Below are 21,826 nucleotides of genomic sequence, written 5' to 3'. Positions count from 1 at the left end.
GCGCCGCTGGACGCCCGCACCCAGACGCGTCCTTGTGCAACTCAGCCTCGCCGTTCAGGATGCCCGAACCGCGCGCACGCTATCGTCCGTCCTGACCGCCAGAAGCGAGGAATTGTTCCCGTTATGGCCAACCGGACAGATGAACAAAAGCCAGCTTTTCCAATATCTGCACAAGTGTCTTGCCAGGGGGGCGTCGCCGGTACTCAGGCGATGGTTTTCCGATCTCGCTGAGGCTGTGTCCCTGCGTATGCTCGCAACGCGCGGATTTGATTCCAAACTCAGCGCAGCGGATCGCGTCGCGCTCGAACGGGAATGGGGTCAACCTGAACTGGCCGATCGCATCATTCATATGTTGGAAGAAAGCAAGCGGCACCCGCCGGACGTTGATACCTTTGTCGACCAGTCCATCTCTGGACCGCGCGCTAGAAACGATCGATGCCACTGGATAATGGGCATTGAGCGGGCTACCGATCGGAACAGGCACCTTGTGGCCGGAACCTGCAATGTTTGCACCGCCGGACGGAGCGGTCCGTGTCTCCCTGAACAATATATTAAAGAATAACTTCTGGGCGGGATCGCCTGTATTCCGGGTCAAGGAGCGGGACAAGACGCCCTTCGCACCCTTTTTCGTGGACCGGCGCCGGCTACAGGCACTCTCCGATGCTGTTTCGGCCGGCGTGCCGATCGCGTTTTCCGGCCTTGCGGATCTACTCGGCGATGTGCTGATCCATATCCCGTGACGATTTCGGTGCTGAGCGTCACCCCACCCCGTGGCGCGGAGCATTCCGATGTCGCAGTGACATGGTGCAAAGGTTCAGCAGCTTTCTTCCAAATTCTTATAGCATTCGGGGACAAATCGTGGCGTACACAAGCAATAGAATTCCAGATCGTCCGTGCCGGTATTGGTGATCCGCTGCGCCACTCCGGCCAAGATGACCGCGCTGTCGCCCGCCCGCAGCTTCTGCGTGACCCCGCCGATTTCCACTAGCCCTTCACCCTTGCGGACGATGTAGCGTTCGGTGACGCCCGTCAGGGCATGAAGCTGGGTCGTGATCCCCGGCTCGACTCGCGCCACGGCCAATGAGGCCTCGGGGCTTTCCGCCGCGTTATGCAATTCGGTGATGTGGCACCGCTCTGTGGTGAAGAACTCCGGCAGACCGGAGGCGGGGATGAACCAGATAGGAGTCATGATGCGCACTTTGACAATTGTAAAAGCCGCTGACGAATGTAGAAATTGCCTTGACTCCTGTCAAAGCCATTGTTCTCTTGCAGGCGGTTAAAGGGTGGAGACGCTTGCCGGCAACAGGGTGGCATGCTTGTCTCCTCGGAGAATTCCGCTGCGGGTTCAGCGGCGGTGAGCAGGAGGTTTCGATGAAGTCGTGGATTTCGCTTCTGGCGGGCGCGAGCCTGGCCGTTTTGGGCGCCGCAAGCGCCGCGCAGGCGCAGGACAAACTCTTTGTTTATGTCTCCCCCGATCCGATCGGGGTCAATGCCTTCCTCAAGATGGGGCAGACGGGCACCGAGGCCGCCGCCGCAAAATACGGCGCCGAGGCCAAGACCTTCGAAAGCGCCAATGCCGCCGCGCGCAAGGAAAATGTCGAGGCCGCCATCAATGAAGGCGCTTCGGTCGTCGTCGTGGCGGGGTTCGAATTCAACGACGTGATCGCCGAACTCGCCCCGACCGTGCCCGATACCCAATTTCTGATCGTCGACCAGTGCATCGACAATCGTCCCGATAACGTTCATTGCGCCGTCTTTCGCGAATATGAGGCGACCTATCTGATCGGCGTCGTCGCGGCGATGCTGACCGAAACCAACAAGGTGGGCGTGGTCTCGGCGCTCGATATTCCGTTCCTGCATCGCTATACCGACGGCTATGCCATGGGCGCCAAGGCGCAGAAGGAAGGCGTCGAGGTAGATATCCGCTGGGTGGGCGGCGAAAATCCGTTCGCCGATCCTGTACGCGCCAAGGAACAGGCCCTCGCCATCAGGTCCGCCGGTTCGGACGTGATCTTTACCGCCACGTCCGGCGGCGATTTCGGCGTGTTCGAGGCCGCCAAGGAAGCCGATTTCAAGGCCTTCGCCGTTGACGTGAACCTCTGCCCCGAAGCGCCCGAGCACATGGTTTCCGGCACGCTCAAGCGCGTCGACAATGCCATTCTGGCGGCGATCGAAGCCATCGATGCGGGCGGCAAGCAGACGTTTTCCACCCTGGGTCTCAAGGAAGGTGGCATGTCGATCATCGGGCTTTCCGAAGACGGTCTGGCGGATAGCCAGTGCCTGATTGCCGGCATGCCGGACGTTCTGGACCGGGTGCGCGAAGTCGCCGCCCAGATTGAGGACGGCTCGCTCGTCATCGCTGATCCGATGACCGCGAACTAAGACATGTGATCCGGCCCGCTGTCTTTCCGGGACGGCGGGCCAATTCTGTTCCGGGGCAGTCCATGCAGGTCGAAATGAGCGGCATCACGGTGCGTTTCGGCCCCTTAACGGCCGTGGACCAGGTATCGCTGCGCTTCGCGCCCGGCCAGATCCATGCGGTCGTGGGCGAGAATGGCGCCGGCAAGAGCACGGTGATGAATGTGCTGTTCGGCATGATCAGCCCCGATGCGGGCAGCATCAGGATTGATGGTGCGGAAAAGCGCTGGCGTAACCCGCAGGACGCCATCGCCGCCAGGCTGGGCATGGTCCATCAGCATTTTATGTTGCAGGACGCCATGAGCGTCCTTGAAAACGTCGTGCTCTGCGCAGAGCCGACGCGCATTTTCGGCTTTGTCGATTTCTCTGCGGCCCGCCGGCGTCTCGAAGAAGTCGCGCGCCTTTATGGCATTGGTGTAGCGGTCGATCGCAAGGTGGCCGATCTGTCCGTTTCCGAGCGCCAGATCGTCGAAATCCTCAAGGTTCTCTATCGCGATGCCGAAATGCTCATTCTCGACGAGCCTACGGCGGTGCTGACCCCGCAGGAAACCGAGAACCTGTTCAAGATTCTCCGGAACTTCCGCGAAAGCGGCAAATCCATCGCCCTTATCACGCATAAGCTCGACGAGGTCGTGGCGATTGCCGACTGGGTCAGCGTCATGCGGGGCGGCAAATTGGTGCGTTCCTGCGCCATGGCGGAAACCGGCAAGGATGAAATCGCCCGGGGCATTATCGGGGGCGACCTGCCGGCGCCGCTGACACGCGGCGGCCAGGCCGTCGGCGCCACGGTGCTCAAGGTCGAAAACCTCTCGGCGCGCGGCAACGGCCGGATGGCCGGACCGGTCAGCTTCGAGGTCAAACGCGGCGAGATCGTCGGCATTGCCGGCATTTCCGGCAATGGCCAAAGCCAGATTATCGAAGCGCTGGTCGGCCTGCGCAAACCCGTCGCCGGCAAAGTCAGTCTTCTGGGTCACGACGTGACACATGCCGATGTGGCCGGGCGCCGCGAGGCGGGGCTAAGCTATATCCCTGCCGACCGCCAGACTGTCGGGCTTGCCCTCGACGCTCGCGTCTACGAAAACGCCGTAATCGGTCGCGAAGGCACCTCCGCTTTCAGCAAGGGTCCACTGCTCGATCGCCCCGCCATGGTCGGTTTTGCGCGCCAGCTGATCGAACGCTTCACCATCAAGGTCGCGGGGCCGGCGGCGCGTTGCTCCTCGATGTCTGGCGGAAACAAGCAGAAGCTCGTCGTCGGGCGCGAACTCGCGCGGGAAACGCCGCTTATCATCGCCGAAAACCCCACTTGGGGCGTCGATATTGGGGCCATCGATTTCATCCATCGCGAACTGATCCGCATGCGCGATCTGGGTCACGCCATCCTGCTCGTCTCCACCGAGCTGGATGAAATCCTCGCGCTTTCCGACCGTATTCTGGTGCTCTATGAGGGGCATATTGCGGGGGAATTCGCAGCGGCTGAGGCCGACAGGCTCACCATAGGCGCATTGATGACCTCGGAAAGGGCGGCGTGATGGAGCAGACCTTCATGCGCCAGATCGGCCCCTGGCTTGCCGTTTTCGCCTGGATTTTCGGCATCTTGCTGGCCCTGATGCTCATCGCCAACGCGGATTTCGGCGAAGCAGTGACCGGATTTTTCAACGGCGCCTTCGGCGGGCGGAACCTTGCCTATCTCTTCACCACTTTGGGCCGCGCCACCATGATCGTGGGCATGGCGCTCTCGGTGATGATCAGTTTCCGCGCCGGACTCTTCAATATTGGCGGCGAGGGGCAATTGGTGGCCGGCGGCATCGTCGCGGCCCTGGTCGGGGTCTATCTGCCAGGACCGGGCTGGCTTGTCCTGCTCGCCGGCATCGGCGCCGGCATGATGGCCGGAGCGCTCTGGGGGCTATTGGCCGGCATGATGTACGCCTATGTCGGCGTACCGCTGCTGATCGGCTCGCTGCTGCTCAATTATCCGGCGCGCTATATCGCCTCCTATCTCGTCGGCCACCCGTTCCGCGATGTGGCGTCCGGCCTGCCCCAGACATTTCAGGTGGCCAATGAGGCCTGGATACCGCTTTTTTCCGGTACGCGGCTCGACATGGGCATCCTTGCCATAATCGTCGTCGCGATCCTGGCGATCGTCTATTCCAACATGACCATTGGCGGCTATCGCGCCCGCATGAACGGGCTGGCGCCGAATTTCGCCCGCGCCTCCGGCCTGCCGGTCACGGCGCTGACGCTGCGCACCTTGATGCTGAGCGGCGCGATTGCCGGGCTGGTGGGCGCGCTCGCCGTCTACGGCGTCCATCATCGCTTCACCGATGGCATGCTGGTGCAGCCGCTCTATGCGTGGACCGGGATCATCGCCGTGCTGATGGTCGGCATGGTGCCCTGGGCAGTGCCGCTTTCAGGCCTATTTTTCGCCGCCGTGCAGACCGGCGCCGCGGGCATGGAGCGCAGCGCTGATGTGCCCAAGGAGATTGCCCTGATCATGCAGGCGGTCATCATCCTGTTCGTGGCCGGGCGCGTGGCCGGAGCGAATCTTGCCGACGACAGGGAGAGCGGCAATGGGACTTGATATGCTGCTCGACCCGGCCTTTCTCAATTCAGTGCCGCGTTTTCTCACCCCTATTCTGCTCGCCGCCCTTGGCGGGGCGATCTGCGAGCGGGCGGGCGTGTTCAATATCGCGCTGGAAGGTTTTATCCTGGTTGGCGCTTTCTGCGCCGTTCTCGGCTCCTATTTCCTCGGCTCGGAATGGTGGGGCGCGCTTGCCGCCATGGCCGGCGGCGTGATCATGGGCCTGCTCTTTGCTGAATTTCATCTGCGCCGCAAGGGCGATGGCATCGTCGTCTCCATCGGGCTCAACCTATTTGCGGCAGGCCTGACGGTCTATCTGTTGCGCGCCATCTTCGATGTCTCGGGCGCGTTCCGCGATCCCGGAATCAGGGGCTTTTCCCCCATCCACATTCCCGGCCTGTCGCAGGTACCGGTGCTGGGCCCCTTCTTGTCCGGGCAGTCGATCCTGTTCTATCTCGCGGTGGCGGCTGCGCTCGCATTGCAGATCTTTTTCGCCCGCCACCGCCTGGGCCTGCGCATTCGCGCCGCCGGCGAAAACCCGGCCGGCCTCGTGGCCGGCGGCGTCAATCCGAACCGTGTGCGCCTCTGGGCCCTGGTCATGTGCGGGGCGCTTTGCGGCCTTGCCGGCGCGCAATTGTCCATCGCCAATGTCAATCTCTTCGTCGAGAACATGAGCGCCGGACGCGGCTGGATCGCGGTGGTCGCCGTGTTGCTGACGCGCGGCCATCCCATCGCCGTGCTGCTGATCGCCCTCTTGTTCGGATTTGTGGATTCCTTCTCGTTCCGGGTGCAGGGCCTGGGCCTGCCGCAGCAATTCAGCGACATGATGCCCTATCTGGCCACGCTAATCGTCCTCCTCGCGCTCTCGGCCTGGCGCAAAGCGAAAGTGGCGTAAATGATCGATCTGATCGTAACCAATGCCGTCGTGGCGACGGCCGATGCCAAAGGCACCACGCTGGAAAAAGGCGGCGTCGCCGTCCGCAATGGCCGCATCACCCATATAGGCAATGCGGACGAACTCGCCGCCATGCAGGGTCAGGCAAAACGTGTCGTCGACGCGTCCGGCATGCTGCTCATGCCGGGCCTGATCAACACCCATTGCCACGCCGCCAGCGCCCTCTTCCGTGGCCTCGTTGAAAACCTCAAGCTCGAACCCTGGCTGGAAACCGTGTGGAAGGCCGAGGCGGCGATCCTCAACCCAAAGACCACCCATCTGGGCTCGGTGCTCGGCTTTGCCGAGCAATTGCTGGGCGGCGTCACCACGGTGATGGACATGTTCTGGCATCCGCACGAAACCGTGCAGGCCGGCCGCGATGTCGGCGTCAGGGTATCGACGGGCGGCATTTTTTTCGACTATCCCGGCCCGACCGGCGAGGATCACGCCGCACGCCTGCGCAAGGCCGAGATTTTCTTCGACACCTTCAAGGGCGCCGAAGATGTCTTCGCCGCCGCCTTGCCGCATGGCACTTATACGGTTTCGCCTGAGCATTTGCAGGACGCCTGGGCCCTGGCGCGCAAATACGATGCCCTGTTCTGCACCCATGTGGCCGAAACCACGGCCGAACAGCAAACCGTAACCGAGCGCTATGGCCGCCGTATCGTCAATCATCTCGAAGATCACGACCTGGTGGATGACCGTTCGGTCTTTGCCCATTGTGTGCATCTCGATGATGCGGAGATTGCCGTTCTGGCGCGGCGTGGCGCCACGGCGGTACACAATCCGCTCTCGAACCTCAAGCTGGCCTCCGGCTTCGCCCGTGTGCCCGCAATGCTCGATGCCGGCATCAATATCGCGCTGGGCACCGATGGCGCGGTGTCGGGCAACGATCTCGACATGTGGCTTGCCCTGCGGCTGGCCGCTACTGTCCACAAGGCGGTCGCCATGGATGCCAGCGTCGTCACTACCCGGCAGGCCCTGGCCATGGCAACGCTCAATGGCGCCAAGGCGCTGAACGCCGCCGACCGCATCGGCTCGCTGGAAATCGGTAAATTCGCCGACATGATCCTGCTCGACCTTCGGCGCCCCCATGCCGTGCCGATGTTCGACGCCATGACGCATATCGTTTATTCCGCCAATAAATCCGACGTGCGCCACGTTTTTCTCGGCGGCGAACAGGTCGTGCGCGACGGACGGCTCACAAGGCTCGACATCGCCGACACGCTGGCTGAAGCCGAAGCGCTGATCCCGGCCATCCGCGCTTCGATCATTTGATCTTTTAGGAGTTTTTCGATGACACACCGCCAGATCGACCGGCTCAATGCAGCGCGCGCTTCGATCGCCCAACGCATGGGCGCGCCCTGCGACACTGCCATTGTCCTCGGCACCGGCCTTGGCCATCTGGCCGACATGGTTGCCGACGCCACCTATATCCCCTACCAGGAAATTTCTGGCTTTCCGGTCTCCACCGCCCCCGGCCACCAGGGGCGCCTGGTCATCGGCACGCTCTTCGGCCGCCGCACGGTGCTGATGCAGGGCCGTGTGCATCTCTATGAGGGCTGGACGGCGCGCGACATCGCCCTCGCCATCTACCTCCTCAACGCTTTCGGTCCCAAACAGCTCATCGTCACCAATGCCGCCGGCGGGTTGAACCCGGCTTTCGAGGCCGGCTCGGTCATGCTGATCGAGGATCATATCAATCTCACCGGCCACAATCCGCTGATCGGACCCAACGATGACGAGATCGGCCTGCGCTTCCCAGATCTCACCCGCGCCTATGACCCGGCCCTGCGCGAAAAGGCCATTGCTGCCGCCGAGGCCGCCGGCCAGAGACTGCATCGCGGCATCTATCTGGGGCTTACCGGTCCCTCGCTCGAAACCTCGGCGGAGCGCCGATATTTCCGCGCCACGGGGGGCGATGCGGTGGGCATGTCGACTGTGCTCGAAACCATCGCCGCCGTGCACGCCGGCCTGCCGGTCCTCGGTCTTTCGGCCATCACCAATCCCGCCACCGGCGCACCGGGCGAAGCGCCCGACACCATTGAGGATGTGATCGAGAATGCCGCCATTTCCGGCCAGAAGATCACCGCCATCCTCGAAAAGCTGTTCCCGACACTCTGATGGCTCCGGCACATTTCGATTTTTCCGGTGACGTCGTGCTGGTCACAGGTGCGTCCGGCGGCATCGGCCAGGGCATTGCCCTGCGCTTTGCCAAATCCGGGGCGAAGGTCGCCGTGCATTATCACGCCAATCGCGAGGCCGCCGAAGCGCTGGCCGCCGATATCGGCGGCCTGGCCTTTTCAGCCGACCTCTCCGCGGAGGATGAGTGCATAGGGCTGATGGAAGCGGTGACCGAGGCGCTTGGTCCGGTCGACGTTCTCGTCAACAATGCCGGCCTGCAACCCGTTCTGCCCTTCGAAGCGATTACCGGCGACGCGATGGCCGCAATGATGGCCGCCAATGTGGCGGGCCCTATGGCGCTGATGCGCGCCCTGGCGCACGCGGGGCGACCGGCCTGCGCCGTCAATGTCGCCTCCATCGAAGGGCTCCAGCCCGCTGCCGGGCACGCTCACTACGCGGCCTCGAAAGCGGCGCTGCTCATGCTGACGCGGGCGGCGGCACTCGAATTGGGGCCGATAGGCATCCGGGTCAATGCCATTTCCCCCGGCCTCATCGATACTGGCGGCCTGCCCGCCCGCTGGCCCGAAGGCGTCGGCCGCTGGTTGGCCAACGCCCCGCTCGGGCGGCTGGGGACGCCCGAAGACATTGCCGACGCGGCGCTGTTCCTCGCCTCCGATGCGGCGCGGTGGATCAGCGGGGCCAATCTGGTGGTGGATGGCGGGGTGCTGGCGGCGCCGAGCTGGTAGGGCAAGTCTCTCAGCTCTGCCCCACCGCTTCCGCCAAACGCCGGCAGGCTGCGGGCAGGTCGTCCTGCTCGCGCAACAGCGCCCCGCCGATGAGATAGACCACGTCATCGCCATAGGTCGCCCGCATCTCGGGAATGCGCTCGAGCGTCATGCCGCCGCCTGGTGCGGGGAGGACAGGTTTCAACCCGGAAAATTCCACCGAACAGCCTTCGGCAATGGCAAGGCATTCCGCACGGGTAAAGCCGAACCTTCCGCCGAAATTGGGGTAGACCACCGCGTCCACCCCCATCAGCCGCTGCAACAGACCGAAAAAGAACCGATGCGAGAAACCGGTGGTCGGGGTGATGACATTGGTTCCGCCAAAAGTCGGGTGCGAAATGATCGGCAGGAGGAAATCCGGATCGGCCGCCAGCGTCCTTGCCATGTCGAAGCCGATTAGCGAAGGGGCGAGCATGACGGCGCCCGCGCCGAGTTCCTGCGCCATCCAGGCGCGATCGAGCACCTCGACGGCCGGACCGGAAATGTTGGGCACATAGGCGGCGTTGAACCCGGTCCTCAGATTGGCCTCGGCCACCGCCTCGGTGCAGGCTTTCAGCCGCTCCTCATAGGGCGACATGGCCTGGCTCGCCAATCCATGGTCGTCCTTGATGAGGTTCATCCCGCCCAGGGCAAATTGATGAGCGAGACCGGCCAGTTCCGGTGTCGTCAACCCCACCGGCTTGATCGCCGACATCAGGATCGGCCCGGAAACGCCGGCTCGCGCGCGCAGGCCGGCAGCGCCGAATTTGGGGCCCGGACAGAGATCGGTGATGGCCTCGCTCAGGCTCATGTCCTCGACGCGGGTCTGCGTCTTGATCGAGGAATTGCCGAAAACGACATTGAGGAGCTGCACGAAATCGGGGCCGACGTCATCGTCCGAATAGGAGATTTCGGCCAGATATCCGCCGCGCGCATCCACGCCAGGGCGCAGCGCTTCGAGGCGGCCGAGGATTTCGTCCTCGACATAGCCCTTCGGCACGATATCGCGGGGGATTTCGACGGTTTGCTCCGCCGCGATGTCAAGGGCGCGCGCGCGCGCCTCCTGCTCGTCGTCCGCGCCAAGCCAGTAGGTTACCGAAAAGCGCGCCATCAGAGCGCTTCCGCCTTTTGCGCCGAATGGACCGTATCGAGACGCGCCGCCTCGAATTCGGCATCGTCGATGTCGAGATTCCGGCCCAGAAGCTCGCCAATGGCCTTGACCAGCGCCGCGGCGTCGAGCCCGTATTTCTTCATCAGATAAGGCTTGGAGGCGCCATGCGCGAAGGTGTCGTTGAGGCCCAGCCGCCTGAGGCGGATACCAAGGCCTTCCTCAGCCAGAATTTCCCCGACCAGAGAGCCGAGGCCGCCATTGATGAGGTGGTTTTCCAGCGTGACGATGCCCTTCTTGCCGCGCGCCGCTTGCAGCAAACCTGCCCGGTCGAACGGCTTCAGCGTCGACACATGCAGGTGATGCACCCCAACATTGCGCGCCTTCAACGGTTCGGCGGCCCGCATGGCTTCTTCGGTGCAGACACCGGACGTGACGACCAGGATGTCATCGCCTTCCGAAAGCGTGCGCAGCTTGTTGAACTCGAACGGGGTGGAAAATAGGCGTGGAACCTCGCCGCGCAACACCCGGACATAAACCGGCCCATCCACGGCGTCGGCAATATCCAGCACGGTTTCGACCTCGGTGGCGTCGCCGGTTTCCAGAATCGTCATATTCGGGATGGCGCGCATCACCGCAATATCCTCGATCGCCTGATGGGTGATGCCGCCGGGCGTGGTAATGCCGGGCAGGAAGCCCATCAGCCGCACCTTGCGGTTCGAATAGGCGATGGAATTGATCAGTTGATCATAGGGTCGGCGGTAGAGAAAGACCGCAAATGTATGCAGGAACGGCCGGAAGCCGTGCATAGCCATGCCGCCGGCAAAGGAAAGCATGTTCTGCTCGGCCATGCCGAGAGACAGGAACTGCTCGGGGTGTCTGTCGCGAAAACCATCGACCTCGCAGGACGAGGTGAGATCGGCGGACAGGCAGATTACATCCGGGCGCGCCAATGCGAATGTTTCGAAGGCCCTGGCATAGGGGCGATTGACGATTTCGACCATTTTTCCGCGCCTCTCAGATATCGGCCAGGTCAACGCCGAGTTCGGCGGCCAAAGCCAGTTTCATGTCTTCGCGTTCTTCCCGGGTCTTGAACCGTACATAGTGCAAGCGCGGGAAGCGCTTCTGGAGATAGTTCATGCCCTGGAAGGGCGAGGTGTTGGCCAGGATCACCAGCGGCTTGCCCGGTTCAGCGCTGTCGGCGGCGGCGCGCAGCGCGTCGAGGTCATGACCATCAACGGACCGGCAGGTCACGCCGAAAGCGGCGACCCGGCCGGGCAGATCGCCCAGATCGAGCACCGAGGACATGGCGCCGTCGCATTGCTGGCGGTTCACGTCAACGATGGCGCGGATATTGTCGATGCCGTGATAGGATAGTGCGGCCAGCGCCTCCCAGGTCTGGCCCTCCTGGAATTCGCCATCGGACATATAGACCCATACCTTGCCGGGCTCGCCCTTGCGCTTGCGCGCCCAGGCAAGGCCGGCGGCCATGGACAGGCCCTGCGCCAGCGAACCCGTGGTCACTTCCATGCCGGGGCTGTGTTCGGCGCCGATCATTTCCACCGATCCGCCATCGCGGTTGAAATGATCCAACGCATTCTCGTCCATTCGCCCCATCTGAATCAGAGCCGAGTAGATGACGAGGGCATAGTGCGCCGGAGAAATAACGAAGCGGTCATACTCGGGAGCGAACGGCCCGTGATAGCCGGCGCCGGTAAAGGCATCGGGATTGCCGGCCGAAGGCACGCCGGCAAAGGGTGGCGGCAGTTTCGGCAGCGTCGGCTCGCCCAGCTTGAGCACTTCATTATAGAGCAGGGCCAGGCTTTCGGCCGCTGAACAGGCCTGGCTCAGATAGCCGCCATTATTGCGCATCGTGTGCAGGAAGACCCGCCTGCGAATGCCGGCCGCGACGTCTTCGGTCGATTGGCGATTGGGGATGGACATGGCTCAGTTCCGTTCGGGGAAAAGATCTTTTAGCCCCTCGGGCGAGGCTTTCGCGACACCGCGCTCGGTGATCAGGCCGGTGATGAGGCGCGCGGGGGTCACGTCGAAGGCCGGATTGGCCGCCGGGCTGCCCTCGGGCGAGATGCGCACCGAGACCGTCTTGCCGTCCGGGCCGCGCCCCTGCACGAAGGAAACCTCGTCGCCGGTGCGCTCTTCGATGGGAATTTCCTTCACCCCATCCTTCACCGTCCAGTCAATGGTCGGCGAGGGCAGGGCGACATAGAACGGCACGTTATTGTCCTTGGCGGCGAGGGCCTTGAGATAGGTGCCGATCTTGTTGCACACATCGCCATTGGCAGTGGTGCGATCGGTGCCGACAATGACCATGTCCACCTGGCCGTGCTGCATCAGATGGCCGCCGGCATTATCGACGATCAGCGTGTGAGGCACGCCATGGCCATTCAGCTCCCAGGCGGTCAATTGCGCGCCCTGGTTACGTGGGCGGGTCTCATCGACATAGACGTGGACCGGAATGCCTTCTTCGGCGGCGAGATAAATCGGCGCCGTCGCGGTGCCATAATCGACGGTGGCGAGCCAGCCGGCATTGCAATGGGTCAGGATATTGACCACTTCGCCGGGCTTCTTCCTGGCAGCGATCTCGCGGATGATCTGGAGTCCGTTGAGCCCGATATTGCGGTTCAGCTCGACATCCTCCTCAGCAATTTCGGCGGCCCGGCGATAGGCGGCGGCGGCCCGTTCCCCGGGCGGCAGCGGGCGCAGCAATGTGCGCATCTCATCCAGTGCCCATTTGAGATTGATGGCTGTGGGCCTTGTCTCGTGCAGCTTGTCCCAGACGGCATCGAGGGTCGCGTCCGAAGCATCGTCATGCATGGCGATCGCCATGCCATAGGCGGCGGTGACCCCGATCAGCGGCGCGCCCCGTACCCACATGTCCCGGATGGCGACGGCGACGTCATCGACGGTTTTGAGCGTCACGATCTTGAACTCATGGGGAAGCCAGCGCTGGTCGATGATCTCGACCGACCGTGCGTCCGTGTTGAGCCAGATAGTGTGATAGTGGCGATCTCCGACTTTCAACGAACGAACTCCTTTTCGAGCCGGACGGCCAGCTTGTTGACCTCGGCAATGGAATGAATGGCGTGCCGGTTGACCGCGATGTGGCGTCCGAGCTTGAGCGCCTTGGTTTCGCAACGGGCGCGCAGGTTGGGATCGGCAATGGTTTCAAAATCGGCATTGTGGGCAAGGCCCAGGATGCGGCGATGCATCTCCACCCCGGCAAAGCCGAGGGCATCAACAAAAATATCGTGCAGCACCATGTCAAGCGCCTGCTCGGCGCCAAGCGCGTCGCCCCGATCCTCGAAAAGCCGCGTTTCGTAAAGAATGCCCTTGCGTTCCGTGCGCCAGAGCTGGGTAAATTCGTCGGTGAAGCTGGACCAGATCTGCTCGATGACGTCGAGGAGATAGGCGCGCATGCCATCGCGGCTGCCGGCCTCCTCATGCCCGGCCTGCGCCAGAAAATTCATCCAGAAATTGGCGAGCAACATGCCGACATCGAAGGCCATGGGGCCATAGAATGCGAATTCGGGATCGATGACCCGGGTCTCGTCCATGGTCACCATGACCGAGCCGGTATGCAGGTCGCCATGCAGCAGGGTTTCCGCATTGGCGGCGAAGAGATGCTTCATCTTCTGCGCCACCACCTTCATGTCGCGGTCGGCGCGCAGTTCGGCCACGATCCCGTCGAGTTGCGGGCTGGTATGGCGGTTCATTCTGGCATCGAAATAGGGATCAGAAAATACCAGATTTTCCGTAATGTCGCAGAGCTCCACATTATCGGCAAAAAGCGCCAGATCGGTCTTGCGCGCTTTGGTGGGCATCGAGAAGTCCGAGCCGCGGAACAAGGTGCGCGCAAGGAAAAGTCCGAGATCGCGCCCGATCCTGGGCAATTGCTGGCCGTTGATCAGGGCCTGGCGCAGGATGATGTGCGGGCTGAGGAATTCCATCACGATCAGCGCCTGCGCTTCATCGAAATGCAGGATTTCCGGCACCATGCCCGGATCGCGCTCTGCCTGGCGTTTTAGGGCGTGATATTCGAAGAATGAGCGCTTGAGGGGCAGCGGCCAACTATCCCCCACCAGCCGCACATAGGGCAGAGCTTGCTTGACGATGACGGTGCCTTTGTCGCCCTCGACGATGAAGACGAGGTTCAGGTTTCCATCGCCCACTTCACGCACCCGCCAGCTACTCGCATCGCTGCCTAAGGCGGCGCGCATGGCCGGATTGTCGCCGAGACGCGCCGGCAGCGTGACGGCATCGAGTGCCTGAAAGTCCTGCGTTTCAGCCAATTCTTTCCTCCTGCGGCCGCCGGGCTCCTGGTTTTGCGCCGTCCGGCCCCTCTTTCGTAGGACAGGGTTCTGACAAATGTCAACTCGCTTGACATCTGATGAGGGGGCGGGATAGCGTCGGCATAAGGGAGGAGCGCATGGACGAAGAAGCCGTGTTCCGCATTGCCGGGTTACATAAGGCCTTCGGGCCGATTCCCGTGCTCCGTGGGGTCGATCTGACGCTCAAATCCGGCGCCGTTACCGTATTGATGGGCGCGAACGGGGCCGGCAAATCCACGCTGGTCAAGATCGTCTCCGGCGTATATGCCCGCGATGGCGGCGCCATGATCCTGGCCGGGGAAGCGTTCGAGCCGGCCACGCCCGCCGAAGCCATGCGTGCCGGCGTCGTCACCGTACATCAGAACATCAATGACGGGGTGGTGGCCGATCTGGATGTCGCCACCAATCTCACCCTTGACCGGCTGAGCGGCAAGGGCGCGCCCCTGCTGTTCAATCCGCGCGCCGTGCGCCGGCAGGCAAGGCTGGTCGCCGAGCGCATGGATTTGACGCTCGATCTTTCCGCCATGGTCGGGGACCTGCCACTGGCAGACCGGCAGATGGTTTCGATCGCCCGCGCCATGGCGCATGAGCCCAAGGTGTTGATCCTCGACGAACCAACCTCTTCGCTTTCCAGCGCGGAGGCCAATCGCCTGTTCGACCTCATCGACCGGCTGCGCGCGCGCGGCGTCGCCATCCTTTATATCTCGCATCGCATGTCCGATATCCGCCGCCTGGCCGATCGCATCGTGTCGCTGCGGGACGGGCGCATCACCGGCGTTTTCGAGGGCGAGAAGCTGGATTACGAGGGCGCGGTCAATGCCATGCTGGGGCAGAAGATCAACCTCAATGCGGTGGCGGTGCGCGAGGGCGGTCAAGCCATCCTCGACGTCAAGGCGCTGCGCATCGCCCCGACCTCAAAACCGTTCTCCTTCACCCTGGGCGATGGCGAAATCGTCGCGGTCACCGGGCTGGTGGGCGTGGGCAAGACGGCCCTGGCCGAAAGCTTGTTCGGCGCCCGCCGCCCGCTTGGCGGACAAATGACATTGGACGGGCGCGCCTATGCCCCGCGCGACACCGGGCTCGCGATTGCCTCGGGCGTCTTCCTCGTCGCCAAGGACCGGTCCGATAACGGCATCGTGCCCGACTTCAATATCTACGAGAACATGAGCCTGCCCTTTCTGAGGCGCCTGTCGAGCTTTTCCGTATCGCGGCGCGATCGCGAGCGCGCAGAGGCGCAGCGCCAGATCGCTAGCCTGGCCATTGTCTGCCGCAGCGAGCGCGACGAGATGGACATGCTGTCCGGCGGCAATCAGCAGAAGGTGATGGTGGCCCGCTGGCTGACCCAGGCCAGCCGCGTGCTGATCCTCGACGAGCCCTTCCAGGGCGTCGACATCGCCGCGCGCCGGGATATCGCCAAGAAACTCCGCGCTTCGGCGGCGGGACGGGCGACGCTGGTTTTCCTCACCGAGCTGGATGAGGCTTTCGAATGCGCTGACCGTATTCTCGTCATGAGCGAGCACACAATAGTCGGCGAACACCGCAATTCGCAGATCGATATGGACCGGCTGCTGGCGGAAATTGCCGGCCAGCATGAGGCGGCAGAACAATGACAGAGACACAAATGCCCCAGGCAAACGCCGCACCCCGCCCCGCATTACCGGCACGCGCGAGCCTGCGCGACCATGCCATTCGCTATGGCTTCATCGTGCTGCTGGTCGGCATGGTGCTGTTTTTCTCTCTCTCCACCAGCGGCTTCACCAGCCCGCAAAGCGCCGTCTTCATCCTGCAATCGGTTTCCATCACCGGCATTCTGGCGCTGGGCGTCACCGCCACGCTGGTGGTGGGCGGGTTCGATCTGTCCATCGGCTCCGTCGCCACCACCGCCATGATGGCCTCGTCCTACGCCATGGTGGTAATGGGGCTCGATGGCTGGACGGCGGTCGCCCTGTGTCTGGCCATCGGTGCCATTGTCGGCGTGATCAATGGGGTCCTCATCGTCTATATGCGCGTGCCTGATCTCCTGGCGACGCTGGGCATGATGTTCCTGCTGGTCGGGCTGCAACGCATCCCCACCGAAGGACGCTCCATCGCCACCGGCATGACCATGCCTGACGGCTCCACCGCCAACGGCACGTTCAGCCCGGAATTCCTGGCCCTGGGGCGGCATCGGTTCGACTTCTTCCAACCCAATCTGCTGCCGGTTTCGGTGGTGATGCTAATCGCCCTCGCTATCCTGATCTGGTTTTTCCTCGAATATACCCGCTTCGGGCGCATGATGTACGCCGTGGGCTCGAACGAGCGCGCCGCCCAATTGGCTGGCGCGCCGGTAAAGGCTTACAAGATCTGGGCCTATGTGATTTCGGGTGTTTTCGCCTCTATTGGCGGCATCCTGCTCGCGGCACGCCTGGGGCGTGGAGACATTGCTTCGGGCAATAATCTCCTGCTGGATTCGGTCGCCGCCGCCTTGATCGGCTTTGCGGTGCTGGGCGCGGCCAAGCCCAATGCTTTCGGCACGGCCATCGGCGCGCTGTTCGTCGGCATTCTCCTGCAGGGCCTCACGATGATGAACGCGCCCTATTACACCCAGGATTTCGTCAAGGGCGCGGTTCTGGTCGTCGCCCTGGTTTTCACTTTCGCCCTCTCCAAGCGGGGCAGACGCTAAGGCAACTCCCGCTTTTCATGCAAACGGAGGAAAGCATGATCTCTCGTAGACTTCTCGGCAAACTCGCCCTCGGCCTTTTCGGCGTAAGCCTGCTCGGGGGCACCGCCCTGGCGCAGACCATGCCGGCGCCCTTCGACAATCCGGGCGCGGTCAAGATCGCCCTGGTGCGCTATCTCTCCACCGGCGACTTCTTCCAGGCCTATCTCTCGGGCGTCGAGGCCCAGGCCAAGGCACTCGGGGTCGAACTGCGCGTGCTCGACAGCCGCCAGGACGCCGCGCTCCAGGCCGACATGGTCGATCAGGCCATTGCACTGGGTGTGGACGGCATCATCATCCAGCACGGCCTCACCGAATCGATGAAGGAAGCCGCGCAGCGCGCCGTGGATGCCGGCATCAAGGTCGTGGCCTTCGACGTCAATGTCGAGAACGACGCCATTCCCCAGATCGAGCAATCGGACCACGACCTGGCGCGCCTGGCGCTCGAACAGGCCATCGCCGACAACGGCGAAAGCTGGACCGCCGGCTATGTCTATGTCGCCGGCATCGCCCCGCTGGATCGGCGTGACGAGGTCTGGAAGGAATTCAAGGCCAAATATCCCGGCATCAACGAAAAGGCCATGTTCGGCACGCTCGACAATCCGATCGCCAATTCGGTGGCCAACCAAGCTCGTTCGGTGCTGGCAGCCAATCCCGACATCACCGTGATGTTCGCTCCCTACGACGAATTTGCCAAGGGCGTGAAGATCGCCGTGGACGAAGCCGGCATGTCGAGCCAGGTCAAGATCTATTCGGCCGACATTTCCACCGCCGACATCGCGGCGATGCGCGAGCCGGGTTCGGCCTGGGTCGCGACCGCCGCCACCAATCCGGCCGTGGTGGGCGAAGTTTCGGTGCGCGCGCTCGCCATGATGCTGGCTGGCGAGGATACCGGGCACAATGTCATCATCCCGCCGACGCTGATCACCCAGGCCCAGCTCAACGACAACGACATCAAGAATATGGAAGAGCTGTCCGGCAAGCTGCCGCAATTCGCCCATGCCGAAGTCGCAATTCCTGGCTGGATGCCTCTGCCGGCCCGCTGATCGAGCCGGACATCAATGAAAAAGGGCGGCGCTTCACGGCGCCGCCCTTCCTTTTTTGCGCCTGGGGGCTATCGCATCGCCGCCGCGATATTGCCGCCATCCACAGTGGTGACATCGGCGGTCGTGCTTCTGGCCAGCGCCTGATGCACAAAGGCCTGTGCGACGTCCTCGGCGGTAACTTCGAGACCGAGCAGATTGCCCGACATATAATCCTTGACGCTCAATCCGCGCGAACTGGACCGGGCGGCAATCATCTCATCATTGAGCAATCCCGAGCGAATCCGGTCGGCATTGACGGCGTTGACGCGAATGCCGTCCTTCCCATGCTCGAGCGCATATTGGCGGGAAAGAAACAGAGTCGCCGCCTTGGGCAGACCATAGGCGCCGAAATTGGCGCCGGGATTGACCGCCTGCTTGGAGGCGTTGAACAACAGCACGCCGCCTGTGCCCTGCTGCTTCATGATGCGCACCGCGTTCTGGGCCACGCTCTGATGCGAGAAGAAGTTCAGCTCGAAGCTCTTGCGCAACAATGCCTCGTCCAGCGTGGCAATCGCCCCTTCCCACGCCGCCCCGGCATTGGAAACGACGATATCGACGCCGCCAAAAATCTTGACCGCCATGTCGAAGGCGGCGCGAACCGATGACGGGTCGGTGACGTCGCAAGCGCAGCCGATCGCAACATTGCCGATAGTCTTGGCCACGAGCCTGGCCTTGTCGCCGTCGAGATCGAGCACGACCACATGCGCGCCCTGCGCGGCGAAGGCTTTGGCGGTGGCGGCGCCGATGGCTCCTGCTCCTCCGGTGACCACGGTCACCTGCCCGGTCAGCGGCTTGGGCTTGGCGCCGGCTAGCTTGGCCTGCTCAAGCGACCAATATTCGAGATCGAAAAGGTCGGGCTTGGAGACCGGTTCGAACCGCCCGATGGCTTCGGCGTCGCGCGCCGCCATGATCCAGGTCTCTCCGACATCGGCAGCGATCTTGGCGTCCTTGAGCGTGCGGCCATGCCCGAACATGCCTAGGCCCGGCACCAGGGTCAGGCGCGGCATGGGATCGAGCATGGTCCGTGCCACGTCATCGCGGGCGTCGTTCACGCGGAAATACTCGGTATAGTCGGCAACGAATTTGGCCACCCGCTCGTCAATTACGGCGCGGTACCCGTCCAATTGTCCGGCATCGGGCGCCGGCAGGACCATTGGGCCGGTCTTGATGCGGATGGACAGGTCGGGGGTCGAAACACCGCGGCGGGCCATGTCTTCGACTTCGGCGGCGTTCACGAAGGCCAGAATGTCCGGCGACGTGCGGAATTCGGACACGAACCTTTCGAACGATCCCTCCCCCTTGGCAAAGGCGATGGCGCCGCGCAGCATGGGCGCGATGTCTTCCGGGGTGGCGAGTGTGGCGGGTAGGGTAATTGGAGAGAAGGGATTTCTGCCGTTCTGCCGCACAAGGTCTTCGGCCAATGACACATAATGGATCATTCGATCGTATGCCTGCTTGGCCGTGTCGCCGAAGGTGAAAATGCCGTGCTTGTCGAGGATCAGGCCCTCGACGCTCGGATCCTCGTCGAAGACCTCGGCGGCGAGTTTGGCGAGATCGAAGCCAGGCATGATATAGGGCACGAAACCCATTTTCGGCCCAAAGATCTCGCGGCTCATCCTCTCGCTCTCTGCCTGGTCGGCAATGGCGAGAATGGCAGTGGAATGGGTGTGGTCGACGAATTTATGCGGAATGAAGGCGTGAAGAAGCGCCTCCACCGAGGGATTGGGTGCGGCCGGGTCGATGAGATTGGCGCGCTGCAAGGCCACCATATCCTCATCGCCAAGCTGTTCCAGCTTGCGGGCTTTCAAAAGCGGGGCGAGCTTGACTGCGGGCAGGCCGGCGGGCTCGATAGTGCCCATATCCCAGCCCGAGCCCTTGACGCACAGAACGTCCCAACTGTCCCCGACCAGATCGGACATGTTGGTCTTGACCGACGTATTGCCGCCGCCATGCAAAACCAAGCGTGGCTCACCACCCAGAAGGCGGGTCGTATAGGTGCGCAATGCCAGATCGCGGTTTACACCCTTGGCAGCATAAGACGCGACCATCGCCTCGGCTTCGGCGTCATTCCAGAGATTGAGCATGGGTTATCCTCGGTCATTCGGAAATTTGCGAACGGGGCATTACGGCCCCTTGGTCCAGTGGTCGAGCAGGCGGCGGGCCATGGAGGTGGTGATCACCAGATGGGAGACCAGCCCGCCTCTGATAGCGGCAACGAGGGGTAGGAATTTGGTCGCTTGCTCGACCACCATCATGCGCTTGGCAATGGTGCGGATGGAGTCGAGATCGGCCGAGATAACTCTTCGGTTATAGGAGCAGTCGATCAATTGGCCGTCGGCATCAATCAGCCGGCCAGCCATGACGCCCACCGCTCCTACCCGGCCCAGCGCCTGCATCTCCGCTGCCGACAGGGCGCCGCATTTGACCAGGTGGCTGTCGTCCTCGATACCGCCCACCGAATACAGCGCCAGGGAACAGGAGGAAATGGAGGCCAATTGCTCGCGGATCACTGGCTCATCCATCAGCGCAGCCGCCAATTCCTCCGAAGATAGCACCAGGGGCGCATAGAGATTGATTCCTTCGGCATTGAGGCGTCGGGCGATTTCGGTGGTGCATTGGTCGGGGCGGTAATTATAGGGCGCGCCGAGATTGCCGCAGAGCTGGACTACGGTCACATCCTGCAAATCGACATAGGGCATCACGTCGGCTATGTGGTAGACTGTGCGTCCCCAGGCGACGCCGACGCGGTCGCCCCTGCTGATTTTTTCGGTGAAGGCGGTGGCGGCGACCGTCGGCATTTCGGCGGCCGGGTCGAGGGCGGAGCGATCCTCCGGCACGATCCACACGTCGTCGAGGCCCAGGGCATCTTCGAGTTCGCGCGCCAGAACACCATCGGCGAAAAGCTGACTCGAGGTGGAAATGGTGACGATGCCGGTTTCACGCGCCTTGCGCAGATACATGGCGACTGATGCGCGTGAGATACTCAAGTGTCGGGCAACTTCGTCCTGGCGCATGCCGTGAGTATAATAAAGCCATGCGGCCTTGTGGATAATCTGATCGGTCGGGCGGATTGCCATAATCTATTCTTTCCCAAGTTGATAGCATTAGTCATGGCGGCTGACAAAAGTCAATTTCTGATGACCACCCGATCTGCATGCCAGTAGGAGTGTGCCCAGGGGTAGGGGCGGTGCTGGTTGGCCTGTGCGGCCCGTACCAGCAATGCGGGGAGGAAGAAGGGGCCCACGGTCATCGCCCCGTTGCGATGTTGAGTGCAGCGAGCAGCGGCGTCATCCCATAACGGATGTAGGTTTCCCTGTATCATCCATACGGAGCTGACCGACAACGGCGTGCAGTTCACCAACCAAGCTCGCTACAAATACGCTTTCTGAGATGGTGCCGGTTTTTAAGACAGGAGCATAGGCTGGATTGTCCGATGAAAAGGACGATCCAGCATGAATACACGCAGACGGTTCTCGGCCGATTTCAAGGCCAAGGTCGCGCTTGAGGCGATCCGCGGCGAGCGGACGATTTCGGAACTGGCGACGAAGCACCAGTTGCATCCGAACCGGATCACATAGTGGAGGCGGCAGGTCATCGACGGGCCGGCCAAGGCGTTTGACGACAAGAGGGCGGATGCGCAGGTCGGCCGGGAGACCGAGGTGACGAAGCTGCACGCCAAGATCGGCCAGCTCGCCGTCGAGCGCGGTTTTTCGGCCAAAGCCTTCGATCGCTGAGCCTGGATCGGAGGAGAATGATGATTGATCCCGA

Annotated in this window: 21 protein-coding genes; 12 read left to right on the top strand and 9 right to left on the bottom strand. The window is 62.6% G+C overall.

Annotated features, from left to right (window positions below):
• Nucleotides 1-121: 121 nt before the first annotated feature.
• A complete protein-coding gene (locus VDP82_RS02430; protein ID WP_323013245.1) occupies nucleotides 122-484 on the bottom strand; it encodes a hypothetical protein in 363 nt (120 codons plus the stop codon).
• Nucleotides 485-503: 19 nt separating this feature from the next.
• Between VDP82_RS02430 and VDP82_RS02425 the strand changes: the two genes are divergently transcribed.
• Nucleotides 504-740, top strand: a complete 237-nt coding sequence (locus VDP82_RS02425; protein WP_323013244.1) for a hypothetical protein — start codon at nucleotides 504-506, stop codon at nucleotides 738-740.
• Nucleotides 741-814: 74 nt separating this feature from the next.
• Here the strand turns inward: VDP82_RS02425 and VDP82_RS02420 are convergent, their stop codons facing one another.
• Entirely contained in the window at nucleotides 815-1,189 is a 375-nt protein-coding gene (locus tag VDP82_RS02420) for a cupin domain-containing protein (protein WP_323013243.1), read from the bottom strand.
• A gap of 182 nt (nucleotides 1,190-1,371) precedes the next feature.
• Between VDP82_RS02420 and VDP82_RS02415 the strand changes: the two genes are divergently transcribed.
• The 7 genes from VDP82_RS02415 (at nucleotide 1,372) to VDP82_RS02385 (ending at nucleotide 8,800) form a co-directional block, all read left to right on the top strand.
• Nucleotides 1,372-2,382 carry a BMP family ABC transporter substrate-binding protein gene (locus VDP82_RS02415; protein WP_323013242.1) on the top strand — a complete coding sequence of 337 codons (1,011 nt, stop codon included), beginning with the start codon at nucleotides 1,372-1,374 and terminating at the stop codon, nucleotides 2,380-2,382.
• A 62-nt stretch (nucleotides 2,383-2,444) separates the two neighbouring features.
• Complete coding sequence (locus tag VDP82_RS02410; protein ID WP_323013241.1) at nucleotides 2,445-3,947, top strand: ABC transporter ATP-binding protein; 1,503 nt, start codon at nucleotides 2,445-2,447, stop codon at nucleotides 3,945-3,947.
• Entirely contained in the window at nucleotides 3,947-4,996 is a 1,050-nt protein-coding gene (locus VDP82_RS02405) for an ABC transporter permease (RefSeq protein WP_323013240.1), read from the top strand. The genes VDP82_RS02410 and VDP82_RS02405 overlap by 1 nt, the downstream gene beginning before the upstream one ends.
• Nucleotides 4,986-5,891 (top strand): ABC transporter permease, encoded by a 906-nt coding sequence (locus VDP82_RS02400; RefSeq protein WP_323013239.1) that lies wholly within the window; start codon nucleotides 4,986-4,988, stop codon nucleotides 5,889-5,891. The genes VDP82_RS02405 and VDP82_RS02400 overlap by 11 nt, the downstream gene beginning before the upstream one ends.
• Nucleotides 5,892-7,208, top strand: a complete 1,317-nt coding sequence (locus VDP82_RS02395) for an amidohydrolase (RefSeq protein WP_323013238.1) — start codon at nucleotides 5,892-5,894, stop codon at nucleotides 7,206-7,208.
• 18 nt (nucleotides 7,209-7,226) lie between these two features.
• Nucleotides 7,227-8,054 carry a purine-nucleoside phosphorylase gene (locus tag VDP82_RS02390; RefSeq protein WP_323013237.1) on the top strand — a complete coding sequence of 276 codons (828 nt, stop codon included), beginning with the start codon at nucleotides 7,227-7,229 and terminating at the stop codon, nucleotides 8,052-8,054.
• On the top strand, nucleotides 8,054-8,800 hold the full coding sequence (locus VDP82_RS02385; RefSeq protein ID WP_323013236.1) for an SDR family NAD(P)-dependent oxidoreductase: 747 nt from the start codon (nucleotides 8,054-8,056) through the stop codon (nucleotides 8,798-8,800). Before VDP82_RS02390 ends, VDP82_RS02385 begins: the two co-directional genes overlap by 1 nt.
• A 10-nt stretch (nucleotides 8,801-8,810) precedes the next feature.
• Here VDP82_RS02385 and VDP82_RS02380 read toward each other — a convergent pair whose 3' ends face one another.
• Genes VDP82_RS02380 through mtnK form a run of 5 tightly spaced genes read right to left on the bottom strand, consistent with a single transcriptional unit; the run spans nucleotide 8,811 to nucleotide 14,236 of the window.
• Nucleotides 8,811-9,929, bottom strand: coding sequence for a RuBisCO large subunit C-terminal-like domain-containing protein (locus tag VDP82_RS02380; RefSeq protein WP_323013235.1), 1,119 nt, complete (start codon nucleotides 9,927-9,929; stop codon nucleotides 8,811-8,813).
• Complete coding sequence (locus VDP82_RS02375; protein ID WP_323013234.1) at nucleotides 9,929-10,930, bottom strand: transketolase family protein; 1,002 nt, start codon at nucleotides 10,928-10,930, stop codon at nucleotides 9,929-9,931. The genes VDP82_RS02380 and VDP82_RS02375 overlap by 1 nt, the downstream gene beginning before the upstream one ends.
• 13 nt (nucleotides 10,931-10,943) lie before the next feature.
• On the bottom strand, nucleotides 10,944-11,870 hold the full coding sequence (locus tag VDP82_RS02370) for a transketolase (protein ID WP_323013233.1): 927 nt from the start codon (nucleotides 11,868-11,870) through the stop codon (nucleotides 10,944-10,946).
• A gap of 3 nt (nucleotides 11,871-11,873) precedes the next feature.
• On the bottom strand, nucleotides 11,874-12,968 hold the full coding sequence (mtnA, locus tag VDP82_RS02365; RefSeq protein ID WP_323013232.1) for an S-methyl-5-thioribose-1-phosphate isomerase: 1,095 nt from the start codon (nucleotides 12,966-12,968) through the stop codon (nucleotides 11,874-11,876).
• A complete protein-coding gene (gene mtnK / locus VDP82_RS02360; RefSeq protein WP_323013231.1) occupies nucleotides 12,965-14,236 on the bottom strand; it encodes an S-methyl-5-thioribose kinase in 1,272 nt (423 codons plus the stop codon). The genes mtnA and mtnK overlap by 4 nt, the downstream gene beginning before the upstream one ends.
• 137 nt (nucleotides 14,237-14,373) lie before the next feature.
• Between mtnK and VDP82_RS02355 the strand changes: the two genes are divergently transcribed.
• From VDP82_RS02355 to VDP82_RS02345, 3 genes are read left to right on the top strand one after another with little or no spacing between them, the layout of a single operon-like run.
• The gene (locus tag VDP82_RS02355) at nucleotides 14,374-15,885 is read left to right on the top strand and encodes a sugar ABC transporter ATP-binding protein (protein WP_323013230.1); all 1,512 of its coding nucleotides are present in this window, start codon (nucleotides 14,374-14,376) and stop codon (nucleotides 15,883-15,885) included.
• A gap of 11 nt (nucleotides 15,886-15,896) precedes the next feature.
• A complete protein-coding gene (locus tag VDP82_RS02350; RefSeq protein ID WP_323013229.1) occupies nucleotides 15,897-16,937 on the top strand; it encodes an ABC transporter permease in 1,041 nt (346 codons plus the stop codon).
• Between the two features lie 35 nt (nucleotides 16,938-16,972).
• Nucleotides 16,973-18,019 (top strand): substrate-binding domain-containing protein, encoded by a 1,047-nt coding sequence (locus VDP82_RS02345; RefSeq protein ID WP_323013228.1) that lies wholly within the window; start codon nucleotides 16,973-16,975, stop codon nucleotides 18,017-18,019.
• A gap of 68 nt (nucleotides 18,020-18,087) precedes the next feature.
• On the opposite strand, the gene VDP82_RS02340 is transcribed toward VDP82_RS02345, so the two are convergent.
• Both VDP82_RS02340 and VDP82_RS02335 read right to left on the bottom strand, forming a co-directional pair.
• A complete protein-coding gene (locus VDP82_RS02340) occupies nucleotides 18,088-20,142 on the bottom strand; it encodes a bifunctional aldolase/short-chain dehydrogenase (protein ID WP_323013227.1) in 2,055 nt (684 codons plus the stop codon).
• 39 nt (nucleotides 20,143-20,181) lie between these two features.
• The gene (locus VDP82_RS02335; RefSeq protein ID WP_323013226.1) at nucleotides 20,182-21,135 is read right to left on the bottom strand and encodes a sugar-binding transcriptional regulator; all 954 of its coding nucleotides are present in this window, start codon (nucleotides 21,133-21,135) and stop codon (nucleotides 20,182-20,184) included.
• Nucleotides 21,136-21,510: 375 nt separating this feature from the next.
• Here VDP82_RS02335 and VDP82_RS18045 point away from each other — a divergent pair, with 375 nt between their 5' ends.
• Nucleotides 21,511-21,636 (top strand): transposase, encoded by a 126-nt coding sequence (locus VDP82_RS18045; protein ID WP_416347067.1) that lies wholly within the window; start codon nucleotides 21,511-21,513, stop codon nucleotides 21,634-21,636.
• The last annotated feature ends 190 nt before the right edge of the window (nucleotides 21,637-21,826 follow it).

The organism is Devosia sp. (assembly GCF_034675085.1).
GTDB lineage: Bacteria > Pseudomonadota > Alphaproteobacteria > Rhizobiales > Devosiaceae > Devosia.
The sequence above is the reverse complement of the archived record's forward strand: the minus strand, read 5'-3'. Positions and strand labels throughout refer to the sequence as shown.